Source organism: Thalassotalea profundi (assembly GCF_014653195.1).
Taxonomy (GTDB): domain Bacteria; phylum Pseudomonadota; class Gammaproteobacteria; order Enterobacterales; family Alteromonadaceae; genus Thalassotalea_B; species Thalassotalea_B profundi.
On the sequence record NZ_BNAH01000009.1, the window covers coordinates 167609 to 188024 of the forward strand.

Consider the following 20416-nt stretch of genomic DNA (forward strand, 5'->3'; position numbering starts at 1 on the left):
TAATGGATGTTATCAACAAATTAAACATAGTGCCAGGTCAGTTAACCTTAGCGCAATTACGTGCTGTTAGTAAGTTTGACGGCATTGAGTATAGCCTTGATGAAAGTGCCTTTGACGGTATCAACAAAAGCGCTGAGGCCGTTCAAAACGTGATTAAAAAGAACCAAGTCGTCTACGGTATCAATACAGGATTTGGCTTACTTGCCAGTACTCGTATAAAAGAAGAAGAATTAGAATTGTTGCAACGCTCTATTGTACTTTCTCACTCAGCTGGATTTGGCGAATATATGGAAGATGCCACAGTACGTTTGATGATGGTTTTAAAAATCAATTCATTATCGCGAGGCTATTCGGGCATTCGCTTGGAAGTTATCCAAGCGTTAATCGCGCTTCTTAATGCAGAAGTTTATCCATGTGTGCCTAAAAAAGGTTCTGTTGGTGCTTCTGGGGATTTAGCACCATTATCACACATGGTATTACCTTTATTAGGTGAAGGCGAAGTATCTTACAACGATGAAGTTATACCAGCCATTGAAGGATTAAAAATAGCCGGACTTGAACCTATTACCTTAGCAGCAAAAGAAGGCTTAGCCTTATTAAACGGTACTCAGGCATCAACTGCCTTTGCTTTAGAGGGGCTGTTTTATGCTGAAGATTTATTTGCGGCGGGTATTGTTGTAGGGTCTATGTCCGTTGAAGCCGCTTTAGGTAGTCGAGCACCATTTGATGATCGTGTACATCAAGTACGTGGTCAAAAAGGTCAAATTGATGCGGCAATGGCCTATCGCAGCGTGTTAGATGACAATTCTGAAATTGGCTCTTCTCACGTAGACTGTGAAAAAGTACAAGATCCCTACTCGCTTCGTTGTCAACCACAGGTAATGGGCGCTTGTTTAACACAAATTCGTCAAGCAGCAGAAGTCTTGCACGTAGAAGCTAATGGTGTAACCGATAACCCATTAGTTTTCGCCAATGAAGGCGACTTTATTTCAGCCGGCAACTTCCATGCTGAACCTGTTGCAATGGCAGCGGATAACTTAGCATTAGCGATAGCTGAAATAGGCTCATTATCTGAACGTAGAATGGCGTTATTAATTGATGCGAATCTCAGCAAATTACCTGCATTTTTAGTTGAAAATGGCGGGGTTAACTCAGGCTTTATGATAGCTCAAGTCACCTCTGCTGCTTTAGCTTCAGAAAATAAAACCCTAGCGCATCCTGCTTCAGTCGACAGCTTACCAACTTCCGCCAACCAAGAAGATCATGTATCTATGGCTTGTTTTGCTGGTCGTCGCTTAACCGATATGGCTGAAAATACTACCGGCGTTTTAGCCGTAGAATACTTAGCTGCTGCCCAAGGTTTAGATTTTAGAGCGCCATTAAAAGGCGCGCCGAAAGTTGAGCAAGCTAAAGCTATTTTACGTGAGTATGTTACTTACTACGATAAAGACAGATACTTCGCTCCTGACATCGCAGAAGCCTCGGGCATTATTAACGAAGGTGATTTAAACAATTTAGTCCCCGCTAATCTATTACCTAGTTTTTAATCTAAACATTAATAACCAAGGTAAACGCTAATATAAATAACAAAAATGCCAGCAATAAATTGCTGGCATTTTTATTTTCACACATCGCCCTATAATAGAAAGGAGTTCACCCTGCTTATACTATTTGTCTCTTGGTAGTAGTATACGCTGCACTTTTTACAGAGATAGTGCTTAGGCCACTCGCAATAAAATTAGAAAGTAGAAAACTCACAGAAAAGTTTTATTAGTTTATATCAGTTACAGCAAGCTTGACATATTATGTCAAGCTTGCTAACTTCATATTAACAAAATAGTTAACGAATAATAAGAAATTGAGAATGACCAACAACAAATTAAAGTTAAAAATTACGGCCACTCTGAAAGATCTTAACGAATAATGCTTTTTATATTTGAGGATAAATAATGGAATATATATTATTTTTTCAAACTTGGCTGGTGCTCGCTTTAATCTTCGCTTTCTTGGAGATTTTTATTCCCGGCGGCATACTACTGAACCTAGCAATAGCTTCTGTACTAGTCGCTCTTGGCGTTCATCAACAATGGCTAGATACATGGGTGCTTACATTAACCACATGGTTTATCTGTGCTTCAATATTACTTTTTGCGCTTTATTTTTTCACTGATAAATTTTTTCAGGGAGAGCAAACCGTCAATAATGTGGATGAAGAACTCGATATGTACGGAAAAGAAGTCGAAGTTATTGAGAATATAGGCCCAGGTATAGCGGCTGGGCGCGTAGTTTTTCAAGGGACAACATGGAGTGCACTCGGTGATGGCTCAGAAATAACCAAAGGCTCTAAAGCTATTATTATTTGTAAAGAAAATATCTCATTAGTGGTAGAGCCAAGCGATTTAAAGCTTTAAAACTAATCAATAACAAACGCCATTTCGGCACAGCATATAGCAAGGAGTTTTTATGCTAGCAACCATTACCTTTATTTTACTTGGACTACTGATTATTGTCCTCAAACTCGTACTTATTGTACCCATGCGTGAAGTTTGCGTTATTGAGCGCTTAGGAAAATTTCGAGCCGTTATGCAACCAGGACTACATTTTTTGATCCCGTTTTTCGATCGTGTAGCTTATCGTCATGAAACACGAGAACAAGTGCTCGATATTCCATCACAAAGCTGTATATCAAAAGATAACATTCAAATTGATGTTGATGGCTTAGTTTATATTCAAGTTATGGACGGTGCTAAAGCCAGTTATGGCATTGAAGATTACCGACGTGCTGGCATTAATTTAGCACAAACAACCATGCGCTCAGAAATTGGTAAATTAGGCTTAAGCCAAACTTTTTCAGAGCGAGACACCCTCAATGAAACCATTGTTCGAGAAATTGATAAGGCCTCTGATCCATGGGGCATTAAAGTGTTACGTTATGAAGTTAGAAACATTACTCCATCAGCAAACGTTGTACATACACTTGAAAAACAAATGGAAGCTGAAAGGCAAAAACGTGCTGAAATCACATTAGCCGAGGCGCAAAAAGAGTCAACAATAAACTTATCTGAAGGTCAGCGACAAGAAGCTATCAACTTGTCTGAAGGTGATAAACAAAGACAAATTAATGTGGCTCATGGCCGTGCAAAAGAAATTGAAATTATTACAAAGGCGACTGCCGAAGGTATGGATATTATTGCACAAGCGGCCTCTATACCTGGTGGTAATAAAGCGATAAAAATGCGCTTAATGGAGCAATTTATCAAAGAAACAGGAAAGATATTAGATACCGCCGATATTTCAGTACTACCAACAGAAGTAGCGAAATTAGAAGGCTTCTTTAATGGTATGGAACAAGTAACACAACAAGTTCAAGGAGCCAAATAATGAATTCAGTTAGCGCAGAACCTATGGAAATAGTAGTCTTAGTTATTTGGGCGGCTATATTTTTATATTTAGCATTTAAATTTATTCAAGCTATTTGTTTAGTACCAACCCAGTCAGCTTATGTTGTAGAACGTTTAGGTAAATATAAATGCACATTAGAAGCTGGCTTTCATGTATTACTGCCGTTTATAGACCGTGTAGCTTTTATTCAAGACCTAAAAGAAGAAACTATCGACGTTCCCCCGCAAGAGTGTTTTTCTATGGATGAAGTAAACGTGGAGGTTGACGGTGTAATTTACATTCAAATCACTGATCCATTAAAAGCCAGTTATGGCATCACTGATTATCGTTTTGCTGCAATGCAATTAGCACAAACTACAACACGTTCAGTAATTGGTACTTTAGAACTTGATCGCACCTTCGAAGAGCGTGACATTATCAGCGCTAAAGTAGTAGAAGTATTAGATAAAGCTGGTGAAGCGTGGGGAGTCAGAGTTCATCGTTATGAAATAAAAAATATTACGCCACCATTAACGGTTAAAAACGCGATGGAACTACAAGTAACCGCTGAACGTGAACGTCGCGCAATTTTAGCGAAAAGCTTAGGAGATAAAGCCAGTCGTATTAACCGTTCTGAAGGTCAAATGACGGAAATGATTAATATATCGGAAGGTGAAAAACAGCGACAAATAAACTCAGCGGAAGGTAAAGCTGAAGAGATTATTGCGATAGCCAAAGCCACAGGGGAGTCTATCCGAAGAATTGCGCAATCGATAGAGCAACCAGGCGGTGAAGAAGCATTAAGTATGCAATTAACCGAACAATATCTTGATAAATTAAAAGGCTTAAACCAAAAAGATAGAAAAGTTATTTTACCGATAAACTTACTTGATTTTAATCAATGGGTTGACACACTAGGTATAACAAAAAAATAATTGTGACGAATATTGTCACTAATTAAATAAGTGGTGCGCTGTTAATAAGCGGCAGCGCACGTTCTTTTTCAAACCTAAAAAAATAGAATAAAATAACTAATAAAAGCCATTAACACTAGTGAACTTATCAACCAAAACTTATCACTCATAGAGCGTTTCGTAATTCCACAATAAGCTCTTAATTCAGAAATACCAATATAAAATAGTACTGCAACAAGTGCCGTTAAAAAATGTACAAGAAGAGTTAAAGGAGCGAAATTTTCCTGCCATAAGAATACAATTTTACTCGTCGTAACATAAAATAAATCAAGCACAGTAACATGAAGCCATAGCAGGAAAAATACTGAGAGGTATTGCTTGGATTTTTTTGTCATGGCGCACTTATAGAGACAGGAAAGCGGTCAATTATAATGATTCACGCTAAATGCTCAATGAAAGAATGCATCTAAATTAAATATTGCTATAGCCAAGCCTGTAAATCATCGTATTTAAATTGAAAGGGTAATACTTGTCTTATTTTATTGCTTACCACAAATTTTCCTTTATTTGTTGGCATTGTATTAGGTGTTTCAAATTCAGGTGGCGTTTTACCTAAACTTAGCGCAGCTTTATGATAAAACTCGAGTTTACTCACTTTCATAGCACTTGCGACATTATACACCCCTGTTATTTCAACATTAGCAATAAGGTGAGTGATACAACTAACGATATCTGCTTGATGAATAAGGTTTACATAGGCGTTAGGCTCTTTAAGAGATAGGCCCGGCTTAAAAAAATTTCCAGGTAATCGATTAGGTCCAACCAAACCAGCAACTCTTAAAGAAACTGCGTGTATTCCACTGTTAAATATTATATTTTCGGCTTCTAATAAGGTTTCTACTTTAGGTTGAGAAAGATCGAGCGGCGACGTTTCCGTAACGTCTCCTTTTAATCCACCATAAATAGCCGTACTGTTAATTAGTATAATTTGCTTTACTTTTCCTTGCTGAGCCTTAGCGACTACTTGCGCTATTTTCTTTGGGTAATCTACTTTTCCTGAACGTAATTGAGGTGTGATGGCTATAATTAACGATTGACAATCAAAACATTGGTAGCTGTTTTTATCGGCTAGCTCTAAAGGTAATGTTAGCTGCTCTGAAATTGCACCGAGTGAAGATATTTGTGCTAAACGCTCTAAAGATGTTGCTGTGCCGACAACATAATAGTTATTTTGCAACAGCTGACTTGCTAATGCTTGTCCTAACCAACCACATCCAATAATGCCAACACTCTTATTTATATTCATGTATTTACCAAAAAAAAGGGATAATTGTGATTTTAATCATGATCTTTTATGGTTGAAACCACCGCTTTTGCCGCATCGTTTGGTACAACAAAGGTTAAATTGTATTGTAAGATTTTCCAGCCGTTAACCGTATTTTTTAATACCCCGCTACCTCGACAATAGCCATATTTATCATTTTTAAGTAACTCATCAAAAAAGACAACTTCATTGTCTTTAACCGTTGTTAAATTACGTTCCTGTACCTTATACGTCCACCCTATACCTTTTTTGAAATAAGGTTGAACATAATTTTTGAATGTTTCTTTTGTCCAACGTTCACTACCATCAGTACCAAGAATAATGGCACTATCCTCCATTGTAGAAAAGTAATCATCATAATTAGCATCAGATGCCGCTTGATGATAAAGGTCAAGCACTTGGTTTATCTCAACTTGCACATCTTTTGCGTTACTGTCATTTGAAAATAGTAAAATAATCATTAATAAAATAGATTTAAACATCGGCTAACTCTTCTTTTTAGGTTTAACAACATACGTTGCCGTAAAACGTGCCGCGATTTTCTCTCCACTATACACATTTACGTTTACATTTATTTTTTCATTTCGTAGATTTTTGAATTTTAATAATTCAAGTACTTTATTTTCATTATCCGTCACTGCATAAGCAATCCCTTCAATGGGAGAACAGTATTTTATATTGGCATCAGCAAGCACAATATCGCCAACAACACCCAACTCAATTAATTTACAATGTACCCAGCCCCAACCTGTTAATGTCGCTAGTGTATATATACTCCCAGCAAACATAGTATTGTGTAAATTTTTATTAAAGGCTAAATCACACGTTGTAATTAGTGAGTGATAATCATAAGAAGTAATATTAATCGCCATCGCTTTACTTAGTGGAATAGTGCTGTACCAAGTATCAACCAAGTCATTAACTTCCTCGATCAATTGCTGTGAATTCAGTATTACTGGCTTTTCCATAGCAATATGCTTAATTGTTCCGTAAAGTAAATGAGAAACGGTGTTGCCTTCATACCCAAGTCGTTGATAAAAGCCTAATGCACCTTCTCTCGCATTAAGATGAATGCTCCTTACACCGAATTTACTAGCCGCTTGCTCTAATGCATTGATGATAATTCGTCCATAACCTTGTCCATGACAAGACTCAGCAACCGCCATATATCGGATCTGCGCTTGATTACCTTCAATAAAGTGTAAACGGCCAACAGCAAGTACTTGCTGTTTATCATCAATAATCAAGCGATGAATAGCTTGAGACTCTAGTTCATCTTTTTCACTCCCCTTAGCTTGTTGCCATGGTTCTCTAAGAGTTTGCCAGCGTAAATGATAATATTGTTCAAATTCTTCTGAATTTTTTGGCGCTCTGCATTCAATCATTGACTATATTTAGTTCTACTCACTCATAATTTTTATTATTCTAAATGAAATTAAAGAAACATCTAGCTCAAGGAAATATTATTTATTTTCATGCGGGTGAACAGCAAGTATCCGTAGCTGACAATTTCCATTATCGCTGGCTATCCTTAAACGGTATTGTGCAAAGTGTCATGCTTAATCGAAAGCCATGGCAACTCACTTTACCGCATCAACTAGCAATGGTACTACCTTTACAATTTTTTACGCCTAAAAACATACTTGAATTAGGTTTAGGTGGAGGTGCACTCAATCGGTATATAAAATTTTTAATCCCGAAGAGTCAATTTACCAGTGTAGAATTAAGTCGTGAAATAGTGGCATGTTATACACAATTATTTAATCCAGATAACCATACATTAAATATTATCAACTCCTCAGCTGACCGTTGGTTAGAAGCACAATGTGCTCTGGATTTTGATTGGATAGTCATGGATATTTTTTTATCTATTGAAGATTCTGTGATTTCATTTCATATGATTGATAACTTATTGTATAAAAATCAAAATCAATCATTAATCACACTCAATCTCCCAAATGAAAATGAACAAAAAATAGAAGTATTATTAAAGAAATTAAAATTATTCCCCAATATTCACGTAGTATATTTCAACGTACCACATTATAAAAATATTGTACTTCACATCATTCCCATTACGCTAATGAGTGAATTCAACAATAAAAAAACGGCCTCTATCGCGCCATACAAGGTAAAAAGATGGCAATATTTTTGGCAACAAGGAATTCACCTGTAATCGGCTCTAAAGCGCTTATGCTCTCTATTAAATAGTTAGCGTAAATGTGACTGGCCCGTCATTAATTAAGTCTACTTTCATATCAGCACCAAAGACACCTGTTGGCACAATAAAGTCATGTGTTCTTAATTGTTGACAAAAATATTGATAAAGCTTTTTACTCATTTCAGGTGCAGCCGCGCTGGTAAAACTAGGGCGCATACCGCTGCTAGTGTCTGCGGCTAAAGTGAACTGTGAAACAACTAATATATCGCCTTTAACTTGCCCAACATTAAGATTCATTTTTCCTTGTTCATCTTCAAATACTCGATAACCAGCTACGCGCTGTGCAAGACGTTTAGCTTTTTGTTCAGTATCATTTGGTTCAACAGCTAATAGTACAAGTAAACCTTGTTTAATACTTCCTGTTACTTCACCTTCAACTGTAACACTTGCACGTGTGACTCTTTGTATTAAAGCTATCATTGATGACTCTCATTTAAAAAACTTGCCATAGTATCAGTCGCTTTACATATAGCATCGATAGTTTGACTTTCAAAACCACTATGCCCTGCTTGGGTTAATATTTGCAAGGTAGCATTTTCCCACGCATTGACTAATTCATCTGCTACGCCTAACTGGCAAACCATGTCGTAACGCCCATGGATAATAATTGCGGGTATCTCAGCTATTTCACTCATATTAGCCATAATATAATTTTCATTTAAAAAGCAATTTTGATAAAAATAATAACTAGAGAGTTGTGCCATACATAGTGCTTTATGAGTATCTTCAACTTTTAAAGGCTTGATATGCTGATACTCAATCGTAGATAAGCGAAGTTCCCATAAATACCAAGCTTTGCTAGCCGATGTTTTTGCTAATTCATTATTACCTTGAAAAATACGATGGTAACCTATTAAAGGATCAGCTTGCTCACCTTGTGCTAAAACAGATGAAAACTCTCGGTAATAATCAGGAAAAAAACGCGCTGCGCCATCACTTTTATATAACCAGTCATATTCTTTTTGAGTACCTAAAAATATCCCCCTCAATATAAAAGCAAGTATCTTATCGGAATATTTAATACCGTAACATAAGGCTAAAGTTGTCCCCCATGAACCGCCAGAAACTAACCATTTATCTATTAATAGATGTTTGCGAATAGCCTCTATATCATTAACTAAATCCCATGTAGTATTATTATCTAAGCTCAAAGTAGGTAACGATTTCCCACAACCTCGTTGATCAAATAATATAATACGATAAATTTCAGGATCAAAATATCGCCGATGATTTTCACTCGAACCGCCTCCTGGGCCTCCATGTAAATACACCACAGGAATACCATTAGGGTTGCCGCTTTGTTCTATATATATTTGATGGTGTTGAGATACCGTTAACCATTCTTCTTTATAAGTAGCTATTTGCGGATATAAACAATGCGACATGCTAGCCTCTTAATATTTACATTTCGTCTTCGATTACTTTATCACGGCTAAATTCTTCTAATGTAACCGTAAATAAAGCCCCAAATAATACAACTAACCATGATAAATAGACCCATAAAAATAGAATTGGAATACTGGCTAATGCACCATAAATAGCTTTATATGAAGGTAAATGCGTTACATAAAGCGCAAAACCTTTCTTGGCAAACTCAAAAAGTAAAGCCGCCAGTAATGCCCCAAAAAAAGCATGCTTAAACTTAACCACTTTATTGGGCACAATCATATATAAAATTAAAAATGCAACTAACGACGCTAGTATGGGTAATGCACGCATCAAATAATTTGAAAAACCAAGAATATCGTAATCTCCTAATGAGACTAAAGAGACGATATAAGTAGTAGCAACTAAACTACTTCCCACTAATACAGGCCCTAATGTCAATATCATCCAATATATTGAGAATGCCGTAAGTAATCTTCTTTTTCGCTTTATTTTCCAGATATTATTTAAAGCCTTGTCAATTGAAGAAATCAACAGCAACGCAAATAAAAACAAAAATGAAATAGCTATTGCCGACATTTTAGAGGCATTAGCAACAAATCCTGCAATATGACCTTTTACAGCATCGCCTGCCGCAGGAAGAAAATTGGCATAAACAAAGTTTTCAATAACAGCTTTAATATCAGAAAAAATAGGAAATGCTGTCATTACCGATAATGTCACTACAATTAAAGGTACAAGTGACATTAAAGTAACGTATGAAAGGTACCCTGCGCTAACATGGATCTGTTCAGTTTGGATTTTTCTAATAAAAAACTGAAAGAAATTTATAATTTCTTCTAGTTTAGGGTTCTTTGTTATAAAAGTTGGTAATTTCATTTTTATATTTAATAATTTACTATTAACCACAGTATATTATGATACTAACAATAACCAAGCGAAATAAAATTAAATACGAGGTAATTATGTCAGGTCAAGGTTCAGGTGGTAACGTTATTGCAGCAATATGTAATGTATTTTTCCCAGGCTTAGGGCAATTAGTGCAAGGTAGAATTTTAGCGGCAATATTCTTTTTTCTAGGTATGGCAATATCTTGGGTATTAGTTTGGATCGCTATCGGTTGGTTATTAGTACCTATCGTATATATTTGGTCTATTATTGATGCTGCTAAATTTAAATCAACGGATTAACAATATGTTTTTTAAAAGTATTGCACTATGCCTTATTTTATCAATAACTGCTTGTTCAAGCGCTTATTACTCTGCCATGGAAAAAGTAGGGATTCATAAACGAGAGATTTTAATTGATCGTGTTGAAGAAGCAACTGACTCGCAAGAAGAGGCTAAAAAGGAGTTCACTAGCGCCTTAGAGCAACTTTCAACATTAATTAATTTTGATGGTGGTGAACTTGAAACTCAATATCTTCAGAGTAAATCCCACTTTGAAGCAAGTGAACAAGCAGCGCAAGATGTGTCTGAGCGAATAGATGCTATTGAGAATGTTGCACAGGCACTTTTTACAGAGTGGCAAGAGGAAATTGAGCAGTATAGTAATCAATCGTTAAAGCGACAAAGCCAAACCAAGCTGCGCCAAACTAAAAGTAAATATAACGACGTAATTATTACCATGCAAAGCGCAGAAAAGAAAATGTCTCCTGTACTGCTCGCACTTAAAGATAATATGCTTTATTTAAAGCATAATTTAAATGCACAAGCTGTGGGAGCATTAAAAGGCGAGTATCAATCAATAAAACGCAATATCGATGTATTAATTAAAGAGATGAATAACTCTATCGATGATTCTCAGGCATTTATTGATTCACTTAAAGCCCAATAGGCAATAATTTTCACGTACGGTTAGCAAGCGCTTATCGGGTTGGAGAAATTGAATTAAGTAAAGGGTCTTCATGTAAATGATTAATTTCAGATAAAAGCTCTGAAAGCTCTTTAATTTGTTCGGCTCCAGCAACCCCCTCTTCAAATAATTGACTTAATTTATTTAGTTTTACCAACTGTTCAGGTGACATGGCTCATTTACTCTTTTTTAATTTTTATTGGTTAAAGGCCGTATACTTTTTACTTGAAGGCTCATATTTACGCTGTTTGTTATCACGGCCATCATCGATAAACTCTTTGTATAACCTACCCAACTCATGCTTTTCAATGCTATTAGCACTATTGGCAAGTACTTTCTCAAATAAATCATTCAAACGATCTACTTTTGGTTGTTCCATCATTATTTCCTTTGCGATAGACCCAATCAATTATATCTATAAACTAAAAGTACTTAGCTATAATCTAGATTATCACAATATTTAGCGATGAAATGAGTGTAACATTCGTAAAAAAAGAGGAAAGTGCGTAAAAAATAATGTTTTAACACCGAAATACACCCCCGGAAAAAAATTCAATATATTTATTATAAAACATAGAGTTAACATGGGTGAATGATATTAAAAAGAGTATTAAAATAGATCTACTGACATAAGATTGAGACATGTCTTACATGTTGAAATGAAATATCTTACTTTCAGTTTTCGCAGGTATTAAAAAAGCCACTCTAATGTTCATTACAGTGGCTTTTCATTAATTCACATAATTAAATATTATTTAGGCGCTCTACTTTCGCGTTTACGATCACTTTCTTTTAAGAACTTCTTACGAATACGAATACTTTCAGGCGTTACCTCAACTAGTTCATCGTTATCAATAAACTCAAGTGCTTGTTCAAGTGACATAAGAATTGGCGGCGTTAATGTTTGTGCTTCATCAGAACCCGATGAACGAACGTTAGTTAACTGTTTACCCTTCAGTGCATTTACGGTTAAATCGTTATCACGATTGTGAATACCGATGATCTGCCCTTCGTACACATCAATACCATGTCCAATAAATAAACGACCTCTTGACTGCAAATTAAATAAAGCATTGGTTAACGCTTTACCTGTTGCATTAGCAATCATAACACCATTTAAGCGCTGACCAATTTCGCCACCTTTATGAGGACCGTATTCTAAAAAGGTATGATAAATCAAACCAGAACCTGATGTTAAGGTCATAAATTCAGTTTGGAATCCAATTAAACCGCGGCTTGGCATAATAAAGTCCATACGAATACGGCCTTTACCATCTGGTGCCATATCAGTAAGCTCAGCTTTACGCACACCCATTTTTTCCATGATAGGGCCTTGATGATGCTCTTCAACATCAATAGTCACTGACTCATAGGGTTCTTCAAGTTGTCCATTAACTTCACGAATAATAACTTCAGGACGAGAAACCGCTAACTCGTATCCTTCACGGCGCATATTTTCGATTAAAATCCCTAAATGAAGCTCACCACGACCTGACACTTTGAATTTATCAGCATCATCTAACTGCTCAACACGTAAGGCAACGTTATGAACTAGCTCTTTATCTAAACGGTCTTTAATATTACGTGACGTTACAAACTTACCTTCTTGACCACAAAATGGTGAAGTGTTTACTTGGAATGTCATGTTAATAGTCGGTTCATCAACTGATAACGGTGGTAATGGCGCAACTTCATTCGGACAACAAATAGTATCTGAAATCTTTAGTTCACCTAAACCTGTAATGGCAATAATATCACCAGCATGAGCAATTTCACTTTCATGACGCTCTAAACCAAGATAAGTGTATACCTTACCTACTTTACCGTTATGTAATTTACCGTTAGCACCTTGAACCGTTACTTGTTGATTAGGTTTAACAGAACCTCGAGTAATACGGCCAACACCGATAACACCTAAGTAAGAACTGTAATCAAGCTGAGAAATCTGCATTTGGAATGCACCATCAGAATCTGCATTTGGTGGTGGTACTTGATCAATAATAGTTTCGAATAGAGGAGTCATGTCTTCACCAACAACCCCTTCTTCTAAAGAAGCCCAGCCATTGATTGCTGAAGCGTATACAACTTTAAAATCTAACTGATCGTCAGTAGCACCTAAATTATCAAACAAATCAAAAACTTGATCCATAACCCAATCTGGGCGAGCACCTGGTTTATCAATTTTGTTAATAACAACAATAGGCTTTAACCCTTGAGCAAATGCTTTTTTAGTCACAAAACGTGTTTGTGGCATTGGCCCTTCTTGTGCATCAACAATTAACAATACAGAGTCAACCATTGACATAACACGCTCAACTTCACCGCCAAAATCAGCATGGCCTGGGGTGTCAACAATATTTACACGATACTCATTCCAGTTAATAGCCGTATTTTTAGCTAATATGGTGATACCACGCTCTTTTTCGATATCGTTTGAATCCATGGTACGTTCTTCAAGACCACTTCTCGCATCCAATGTACCGGACTGACTTAATAATTTATCGACTAAGGTAGTTTTACCGTGGTCAACATGGGCGATAATCGCAACATTACGTAATTTCTCTAACACAAGCTTTGCTCAATAGGGCTATAATTGGGCGCGAATTATACAGCAGTATTAACAACAAATATAGTGACAATTTTTTCATCTACTTTCATGTACTATTGTTGGCAAATATAACCTCTAATGGTTAATATTATATGGACCATTCTAGTGCTATGCACCAAAATAAACACACCAAAGCACCAACTTGGTGCATAATGTTATCATGAATAAATTGAAAGCCTTATATAGCAAGGTTTTTAAAACTGGCACAATATTAGCTTTAGTTTGCGGTAAGAATTTTAAATGCTAAGCACAACCTATTTTGGAGAGGCAATATGTCACAAGCTGTATTAGATTTTATAAAAGATAACGACGTAAAATTTGTTGATTTACGTTTTACTGATTCGAAAGGTAAAGAACAACATGTTTCTATTCCTCACCATCAAGTAGATGAAGATTTTTTTGAAGATGGTAAAATGTTCGACGGTTCATCTATCCAAGGTTGGAAAGGTATTAATGAGTCTGACATGGTGTTAATGCCGGACCCAGATAGTATTGTCCTTGACCCTTTTACTGACGAAGTAACATTAAACATTCGTTGTGACATTTTAGAACCTGCTACTATGCAAGGTTATAGCCGAGACCCTCGTTCTGTAGCCAAACGCGCTGAAGAATATTTACGCTCAACTGGTATTGCAGACACAGTATTAATTGGTCCAGAACCAGAATTCTTCTTATTTGATGATGTACGTTTCCACACTGACATGAGCGGCTCTTTTTATAAAATTGATGATAAAGAAGCTGCCTGGAATTCAGGTACCGAATACGAAGGTGGCAATATGGGTCATCGTCCAGGTGTAAAAGGTGGTTATTTCCCTGTATCTCCAGTTGATTCATCTCAAGATATTCGTTCTGCAATGTGTTTAGTAATGGAAGAAATGGGCTTAGTAGTTGAAGCACATCACCATGAAGTAGCTACTTGTGGTCAAAATGAAATTGCTTGTCGCTTTAATACTATGGTTAATAAAGCAGATGAAGTTCAAATATATAAATATGTAGTTCATAATGTTGCTCATGCATACGGTAAAACAGCAACCTTTATGCCAAAGCCTTTAGTAGGTGATAACGGTTCAGGTATGCACGTTCATCAATCCCTTTCTAAAGATGGAGTTAACTTATTTTCTGGTGACAAATACGGCGGGTTATCAGAATTAGCACTATATTACATTGGTGGTATTATTAAGCATGCTAAAGCGTTAAATGCATTCACAAACCCTGCAACTAACTCTTACAAACGTTTAGTTCCACATTTTGAAGCACCTGTAATGCTTGCATATTCAGCACGTAACCGTTCTGCATCTATCCGTATTCCTATTGTACCATCACCTAAAGCAACGCGTATTGAAGCTCGCTTCCCTGATCCAGCAGCTAACCCATATTTAGCGTTTACAGCTTTATTAATGGCTGGTATTGACGGAATTAAAAATAAAATTCACCCTGGTGATGCTATGGATAAAGATCTCTATGACTTACCAGCTGAAGAAGCAGCTTCGATTCCACAAGTAGCTACGTCATTAACTGATGCATTAGATTCATTAGAAGCAGACTATGAATTCTTAACTGCTGGAGGTGTTATGGATAAAGATATGATTGATGCTTATATCGAACTAAAACGTGAAGAAGCACAACGTGTTAATATGACAACTCATCCTTTAGAGTTTGAATTATATTACAGCATATAAGCTAAACTCACATCAAAATAACAAAAAGCTCACTTAATGTGAGCTTTTTTTGTGGCTATCGTTTGTAATATTCGATAAATTATAGCAATAGCTTTGCGAGAATATAATTTAATTGACTCATTTTAATCGGATTATTGTGATTGCCTTACTTTCTGTACTTTGTGCAGAAGTCAGTGCAGGGTCAACAAAAATATATGTATGGCGAAATGCTGATGGGGTTTTAGTATATTCCGACAGCCCTAAGCCTGGCGCAGAAGAAGTAAATGTAAATAGTCCTAATATCTCAAGCTCTTCTGTTGATACTTCTATTTTAGATATTACCCCTAAAGTCATTGAAAATACCTACCAAGTTGAAATCACTCAGCCTGAAAACAATGCAACTATAAGGGATAACACGGGTTCTGTTTATGTCTCAGGCAGAATCAAACCCATTTTTAAAAGAGGCCTAACCATTGCCTTAATTCTAGATGGAAAACCTTACCTTAAACCTCAAACCCACTCTATGTTTGTACTCCGCAATATTGATCGTGGTGAACACCAAATAAAAATGGATTTATTAGATGAAAAAGGCAAGGTAATTGCATCATCTACTCCAATCACTTTTTATATGCATAGAGCATCAGTGAATAAAGCAAACTAGTAATAAAGAGGTGATATTCTCACCTTAAAATATTACACTAAAATTCAGGTTGCACCATGATGGTGCGCAGAGGTTTTATGTTAAGCACCAAAACAAATGTAAAAAAAATAAAACTCGATTATCAGCAGAAAATTCCTAATCAATTGGTAACTGCTATCATTGTGCTCGACAAAAATTTAACAATTCAATACGCAAACCCAGCTACTGAAGCTCTATTAGTAAAAAGTTTCAATAAATTATACGGTAAGCCCCTCAAAAATTTATTCCTTAACGAACCAATCAAACAAGAGCGCTTGACGCAACTGCTAATCTCCGGCCAAGAATTTAGTGACAGTGATGTAACACTAGAGCTTTATATTAACCATCTAATAACAGTCGAATTAATGGCCTCTTCCGTTGAGTTCGATGCAATGCCACATATTTTGCTAGAACTTAAACAAATAGATCAACAAAAAAATATTAGTGCCGAAGCATTCCAGCATCAACAATGGGAATCAGCACGAGAATTAATTAGAGGTCTGGCTCACGAGATTAAAAACCCACTTGGTGGTTTAAGAGGCGCCGCACAGTTATTAAGTAAAGAGCTTTCTCAAGAACAACAAGAATATACTATGATGATCATTGAGCAAGCAGATCGCTTGACCAATCTTGTAGATAGACTTTTAGGACCAAATCAATTACCTAAAATGACCAAGCTTAATATCCATTCTGTTTTAGAGAAAATCTACCAAGTTGTACGCTTTGGCAATGAAAAAAACATCAATTTTATTCGTGACTACGATCCATCAATACCTGACGTTGTTTTTGATGATGATAAATTACAACAAGCATTATTAAATATTGTTAATAACGCAATTCAAGTAATTGAAACTGGCGGACAAATAACCCTTAAGACACGTGCCGCTACAAATCAAACGATTAATGGAAAAAGAATAAAACTCTGCGCAAAAATTTGCATTATTGATAACGGCCCTGGCATCCCTGAAAACCTAAAAGACACCTTGTTTTACCCTATGGTATCAGGCCGTGCAAATGGCACAGGCTTAGGTTTATCAATTTCTCAAACACTAATTCATCAGCATAATGGAAAATTATCTTGTTCAAGTGAACCTGGACATACAGAATTTGAAATATTATTACCAATTATTGATAAGGCAACAAAATGAATAATGAACAAGTATGGATCGTCGATGATGATAGTTCTATTCGGTGGGTTTTAGAAAAAGCCTTATCAGGTGAAAACATAAGTTGCGCATCTTTTGACAGTGCTGAAAACATGCTAATTGCTCTCTCTCACGGTCAACCAGAAGTTATAATTTCAGACATTCGAATGCCTAATATAGATGGTATGGAGCTCTTAAATCAAGTCAGTCAAGAGTTTCCCGATATCCCTATAATTATTATGACAGCACATTCTGACTTAGACAGTGCTGTAAATGCCTATCAAGGTGGGGCATTTGAATACTTACCTAAACCATTTGATATTGATGAGGCGCTTTCATTAACTAAACGCGCATTAGTACATGCAAGAGAGAAAAGTTCCCATAAAAAACAACAAGCAACACCTCAAACTTCTGTTGGAATAATAGGTGAAGCCCCTTCAATGCAAGAAGTTTTTCGAGCTATCGGTCGATTATCTCGCTCAAGTATCAGTGTACTAATCAATGGAGAGTCAGGAACAGGGAAAGAGCTCGTTGCACATGCTTTACATATGCATAGTCCAAGGTCACAAGCACCTTTTATTCCCTTGAATATGGCTGCTATACCAAAAGATTTAATCGAATCTGAACTATTTGGGCATGAAAAAGGGGCATTCACTGGTGCTAATTCAGTTAGACAAGGTCGTTTTGAGCAAGCACATAATGGGACATTATTTTTAGATGAAATTGGTGACATGCCTTTAGATATTCAAACGAGATTGTTACGAGTATTAGCTGATGGACAATTTTATCGAGTAGGTGGTCACTCTCCTATACAAGTAGATGTGAGAATTATCGCTGCAACCCATCAAAATCTAGAAGTACAAGTGAACAATGGAGACTTTAGAGAAGATTTATTTCATCGTCTAAATGTTATTCGAATTCAGTTGCCGAGCCTACGTGAAAGACGTGAAGATATAAATCAACTAACACATCATTTTTTAAAGCTTGCTGCTAACGAATTAGGCGTTGAACCTAAAACATTACATAAAAGTACATTAGCCTTTCTAGAACAATATCAATGGCCTGGTAATGTTAGACAGCTAGAGAATATTTGTAGATTCTTAACCGTGATGGCAAGTGGCAAAGAAATACTTATAGATGATCTTCCTGCCGAGATAACCTCTACTCCCATAGCAAGTAATACAACCTCTACAAGCTGGCAAGATGGCCTACGTCAATGGGTCAATAATCAATTAACGCTCGGTAATGACGATATATTAGATACGGCTTTGCCTGAATTTGAGCGAATATTATTGCAATGTGCTTTATCTCATACACAAGGCCATAAACAAGAAGCGGCTAAAAAATTAGGCTGGGGACGAAATACACTCACACGGAAATTAAAAGAACTTAATATGCTACCGGACTAGAAGTAAAGCTAAAGAACGCCACTTTTAATGGCATTCAGAGGTTTCACAAGGCTTACAGTTATTACATAGTTTTATATTAAGGAAATGGGCACCAATAATCAAAACAGCTCCTAAGACAATAATATAGGGTTGTGCCGCTTCAGAGAAATCATGCTTTTGCCAGTAAACTACCACGCCTAATATAAGAAGATAAAAAGGGTATAGTTTACGATGATAACGTTTAAATCCTGAAAGCATTGCAATCGAACCTAAAATTGCAGTTAAAATAAGAAAGACATGTTCCCAAACATGATCAGCTAGAAACCCGAAACCTAATAAAGGTAAGGCAGGTAATATTACAGGTAACAAAATACAGTGTAACGCGCATAGTGATGTAGCGGTTATACCTATTCTATCTAGCATGATAATTAATTCCAATGTAAGTGAAGAGCTTTAGCAATGAGATAATATCACAAATGATATATTATCACAAAATGATATTTTTATTAAAAACCAAACTTTAAGCGGTTTCTATATTAAAAGTAATAACTTCATCTATACTAGTCTTATCTAAAGCTAGCATCATCAATCTATCCAGCCCTAAAGCAACACCAGAACATTGAGGCAACCCAAGGCTAATAGCCTCAATAAAATTATTATCAATTGGTAACTGCTCTTTACCTAATCTTTTTCGAAAATCGTTATCCCTATTAAAACGATTGATCTGTTCCTGAGGATCAATTAATTCATTATAGCCATTAGCTAATTCAATTCCTTGATAATAACATTCAAACCTTTGTGCCACTCTTGGATCATCTTGAGATATTCTTGCTAATGCAGCCTGTGAAGAAGGAAAATCATAAATAAAACAAGGCACCTCCTTACCAATAGAAGTTTCAACAAAATTTGAAAAGATATATTGTAATAATATATCTTTTTCTCTTTCTTCTTTAATCCAAACATCATTTATTTGTTGTTTACACAAAAACTCTTTTAACTCACTAATGCTCGTTTCTAATGGATTTATTCCAGTCGCTTTATTAAATACTTGTTGGTAACTCTTCTTTTCTGGGAAATCACAATTTAAAACGCACACAAGTAAGTCAGCAACCTGATCAATTAAATCCTGCTCACTGTAACCTAAACAATACCATTCAAGCATTGTAAATTCGGGATTATGAAAACGGCCGAAAGGTTCCCTTCTAAATGCTTTACATATTTGAAATATTGAACCATAGCCTCCAGCTATAAGTCGTTTCATAGCAAACTCAGGGGATGTCTGAAGAAATAAAGTATCTTTACTTTTTATACTCGAATGAGGAAAGTACTCATATTTACTTTCAAAGGCATCTAAGTGAACATCTGTTACAGTTCCGTTGGACAGTAACGGCGTTTCAACTTCGACCACATCTCGGTCATAGAAAAACTGTCTTATCTTACGAATATTAGAAGCTCTTTCTTTTGCAAGTTCCCATGTAAGTTTTGAAGTAGACATTGTTATCTCAAATAATTTTTTTGATACTTTAAACGAAAAAAACCCTTGTCACTAGACAAGGGCTTATATTAGGTGTCTGGTAATGTCCTACTCTCACATGGGAACTTACCACAGTGCTATTGTCACCAGACAAAAACTTTAATTATTTAATTAACTTAAAAATTAACTAAATAATTAATTTTAGACAAAAGCCCGTCACTTTCGTAACGGGCTTTTAACGTGCTTGAATGCACTAATGTCGAACTGCCATTTTCTTACAAAGATGTAAGTCATTAGGGTAATGCAGTAGCAATTACCGAAATGGCAAGAAACGACCTAAATAGGAGTCTAGCAATGTCCTACTCTCACATGGGAACTAATGGG

Annotated in this window: 23 protein-coding genes; 11 read left to right on the plus strand and 12 right to left on the minus strand. The window is 36.1% G+C overall.

Annotated features, from left to right (window positions below):
• The first annotated feature begins 2 nt into the window (after nt 1-2).
• From hutH to IE155_RS12280, 4 genes are all read left to right on the plus strand, one after another.
• Nucleotides 3-1547: a histidine ammonia-lyase gene (gene hutH / locus IE155_RS12265; protein WP_189378540.1), complete on the plus strand. Its 1545-nt coding sequence runs from the start codon at nt 3-5 to the stop codon at nt 1545-1547.
• Between the two features lie 402 nt (nt 1548-1949).
• Nucleotides 1950-2411 carry an NfeD family protein gene (locus IE155_RS12270; protein ID WP_189378541.1) on the plus strand — a complete coding sequence of 154 codons (462 nt, stop codon included), beginning with the start codon at nt 1950-1952 and terminating at the stop codon, nt 2409-2411.
• A gap of 52 nt (nt 2412-2463) precedes the next feature.
• Nucleotides 2464-3381, plus strand: coding sequence for an SPFH domain-containing protein (locus tag IE155_RS12275; RefSeq protein WP_189378542.1), 918 nt, complete (start codon nt 2464-2466; stop codon nt 3379-3381).
• A complete protein-coding gene (locus IE155_RS12280) occupies nt 3381-4316 on the plus strand; it encodes an SPFH domain-containing protein (RefSeq protein ID WP_189378543.1) in 936 nt (311 codons plus the stop codon). The genes IE155_RS12275 and IE155_RS12280 overlap by 1 nt, the downstream gene beginning before the upstream one ends.
• Before the next feature lie 74 nt (nt 4317-4390).
• On the opposite strand, the gene IE155_RS12285 is transcribed toward IE155_RS12280, so the two are convergent.
• The 4 genes from IE155_RS12285 to IE155_RS12300 all read right to left on the minus strand — a co-directional run bounded on the left by IE155_RS12285 (nt 4391) and on the right by IE155_RS12300 (nt 7004).
• Nucleotides 4391-4690, minus strand: coding sequence for a hypothetical protein (locus tag IE155_RS12285; protein WP_189378544.1), 300 nt, complete (start codon nt 4688-4690; stop codon nt 4391-4393).
• An 86-nt stretch (nt 4691-4776) separates the two neighbouring features.
• Entirely contained in the window at nt 4777-5601 is an 825-nt protein-coding gene (locus IE155_RS12290) for an NAD(P)-binding domain-containing protein (RefSeq protein ID WP_189378545.1), read from the minus strand.
• A gap of 32 nt (nt 5602-5633) precedes the next feature.
• Nucleotides 5634-6101: a nuclear transport factor 2 family protein gene (locus tag IE155_RS12295; protein ID WP_189378546.1), complete on the minus strand. Its 468-nt coding sequence runs from the start codon at nt 6099-6101 to the stop codon at nt 5634-5636.
• A 3-nt stretch (nt 6102-6104) separates the two neighbouring features.
• Nucleotides 6105-7004 (minus strand): bifunctional GNAT family N-acetyltransferase/hotdog fold thioesterase, encoded by a 900-nt coding sequence (locus IE155_RS12300; protein WP_189378547.1) that lies wholly within the window; start codon nt 7002-7004, stop codon nt 6105-6107.
• Between the two features lie 44 nt (nt 7005-7048).
• Here IE155_RS12300 and IE155_RS12305 point away from each other — a divergent pair, with 44 nt between their 5' ends.
• A complete protein-coding gene (locus tag IE155_RS12305; protein ID WP_189378548.1) occupies nt 7049-7795 on the plus strand; it encodes a class I SAM-dependent methyltransferase in 747 nt (248 codons plus the stop codon).
• A 27-nt stretch (nt 7796-7822) separates the two neighbouring features.
• Here IE155_RS12305 and dtd read toward each other — a convergent pair whose 3' ends face one another.
• Genes dtd through IE155_RS12320 form a run of 3 tightly spaced genes read right to left on the minus strand, consistent with a single transcriptional unit; the run spans nt 7823 to nt 10105 of the window.
• Nucleotides 7823-8260, minus strand: a complete 438-nt coding sequence (gene dtd, locus IE155_RS12310) for a D-aminoacyl-tRNA deacylase (RefSeq protein WP_189378549.1) — start codon at nt 8258-8260, stop codon at nt 7823-7825.
• A complete protein-coding gene (gene pip / locus IE155_RS12315) occupies nt 8257-9225 on the minus strand; it encodes a prolyl aminopeptidase (protein WP_189378550.1) in 969 nt (322 codons plus the stop codon). The genes dtd and pip overlap by 4 nt, the downstream gene beginning before the upstream one ends.
• A gap of 16 nt (nt 9226-9241) precedes the next feature.
• Nucleotides 9242-10105 (minus strand): virulence factor BrkB family protein, encoded by an 864-nt coding sequence (locus IE155_RS12320; protein ID WP_189378551.1) that lies wholly within the window; start codon nt 10103-10105, stop codon nt 9242-9244.
• Nucleotides 10106-10191: 86 nt separating this feature from the next.
• Here IE155_RS12320 and IE155_RS12325 point away from each other — a divergent pair, with 86 nt between their 5' ends.
• Together IE155_RS12325 and IE155_RS12330 are read left to right on the plus strand one after the other, a co-directional pair.
• Nucleotides 10192-10416, plus strand: a complete 225-nt coding sequence (locus IE155_RS12325; RefSeq protein ID WP_189378552.1) for a hypothetical protein — start codon at nt 10192-10194, stop codon at nt 10414-10416.
• Nucleotides 10417-10420: 4 nt separating this feature from the next.
• Complete coding sequence (locus tag IE155_RS12330) at nt 10421-11062, plus strand: DUF2959 domain-containing protein (protein WP_189378553.1); 642 nt, start codon at nt 10421-10423, stop codon at nt 11060-11062.
• Between the two features lie 31 nt (nt 11063-11093).
• Here the strand turns inward: IE155_RS12330 and IE155_RS12335 are convergent, their stop codons facing one another.
• The 3 genes from IE155_RS12335 to typA all read right to left on the minus strand — a co-directional run bounded on the left by IE155_RS12335 (nt 11094) and on the right by typA (nt 13649).
• A complete protein-coding gene (locus IE155_RS12335; protein ID WP_189378554.1) occupies nt 11094-11252 on the minus strand; it encodes a hypothetical protein in 159 nt (52 codons plus the stop codon).
• Nucleotides 11253-11276: 24 nt separating this feature from the next.
• Entirely contained in the window at nt 11277-11462 is a 186-nt protein-coding gene (locus IE155_RS12340) for a hypothetical protein (protein WP_229817267.1), read from the minus strand.
• A gap of 369 nt (nt 11463-11831) precedes the next feature.
• Nucleotides 11832-13649: a translational GTPase TypA gene (gene typA / locus IE155_RS12345; protein ID WP_189378556.1), complete on the minus strand. Its 1818-nt coding sequence runs from the start codon at nt 13647-13649 to the stop codon at nt 11832-11834.
• Nucleotides 13650-13960: 311 nt separating this feature from the next.
• On the opposite strand from typA, the gene glnA reads away from it, so the two are divergent.
• The 4 genes from glnA (at nt 13961) to glnG (ending at nt 18579) form a co-directional block, all read left to right on the plus strand.
• A complete protein-coding gene (glnA, locus tag IE155_RS12350; protein WP_189378557.1) occupies nt 13961-15367 on the plus strand; it encodes a glutamate--ammonia ligase in 1407 nt (468 codons plus the stop codon).
• A gap of 112 nt (nt 15368-15479) precedes the next feature.
• Complete coding sequence (locus IE155_RS12355) at nt 15480-16007, plus strand: DUF4124 domain-containing protein (RefSeq protein ID WP_189378558.1); 528 nt, start codon at nt 15480-15482, stop codon at nt 16005-16007.
• 59 nt (nt 16008-16066) lie between these two features.
• Nucleotides 16067-17173, plus strand: a complete 1107-nt coding sequence (glnL, locus tag IE155_RS12360) for a nitrogen regulation protein NR(II) (RefSeq protein WP_444545872.1) — start codon at nt 16067-16069, stop codon at nt 17171-17173.
• Nucleotides 17170-18579, plus strand: a complete 1410-nt coding sequence (glnG, locus tag IE155_RS12365; RefSeq protein WP_189378560.1) for a nitrogen regulation protein NR(I) — start codon at nt 17170-17172, stop codon at nt 18577-18579. Before glnL ends, glnG begins: the two co-directional genes overlap by 4 nt.
• A gap of 24 nt (nt 18580-18603) precedes the next feature.
• Here the strand turns inward: glnG and IE155_RS12370 are convergent, their stop codons facing one another.
• Both IE155_RS12370 and epmA read right to left on the minus strand, forming a co-directional pair.
• Nucleotides 18604-18981: a MerC domain-containing protein gene (locus IE155_RS12370; protein WP_189378561.1), complete on the minus strand. Its 378-nt coding sequence runs from the start codon at nt 18979-18981 to the stop codon at nt 18604-18606.
• Nucleotides 18982-19078: 97 nt separating this feature from the next.
• Nucleotides 19079-20053: an elongation factor P--(R)-beta-lysine ligase gene (gene epmA, locus IE155_RS12375; RefSeq protein ID WP_189378562.1), complete on the minus strand. Its 975-nt coding sequence runs from the start codon at nt 20051-20053 to the stop codon at nt 19079-19081.
• Nucleotides 20054-20416: the final 363 nt, after the last annotated feature.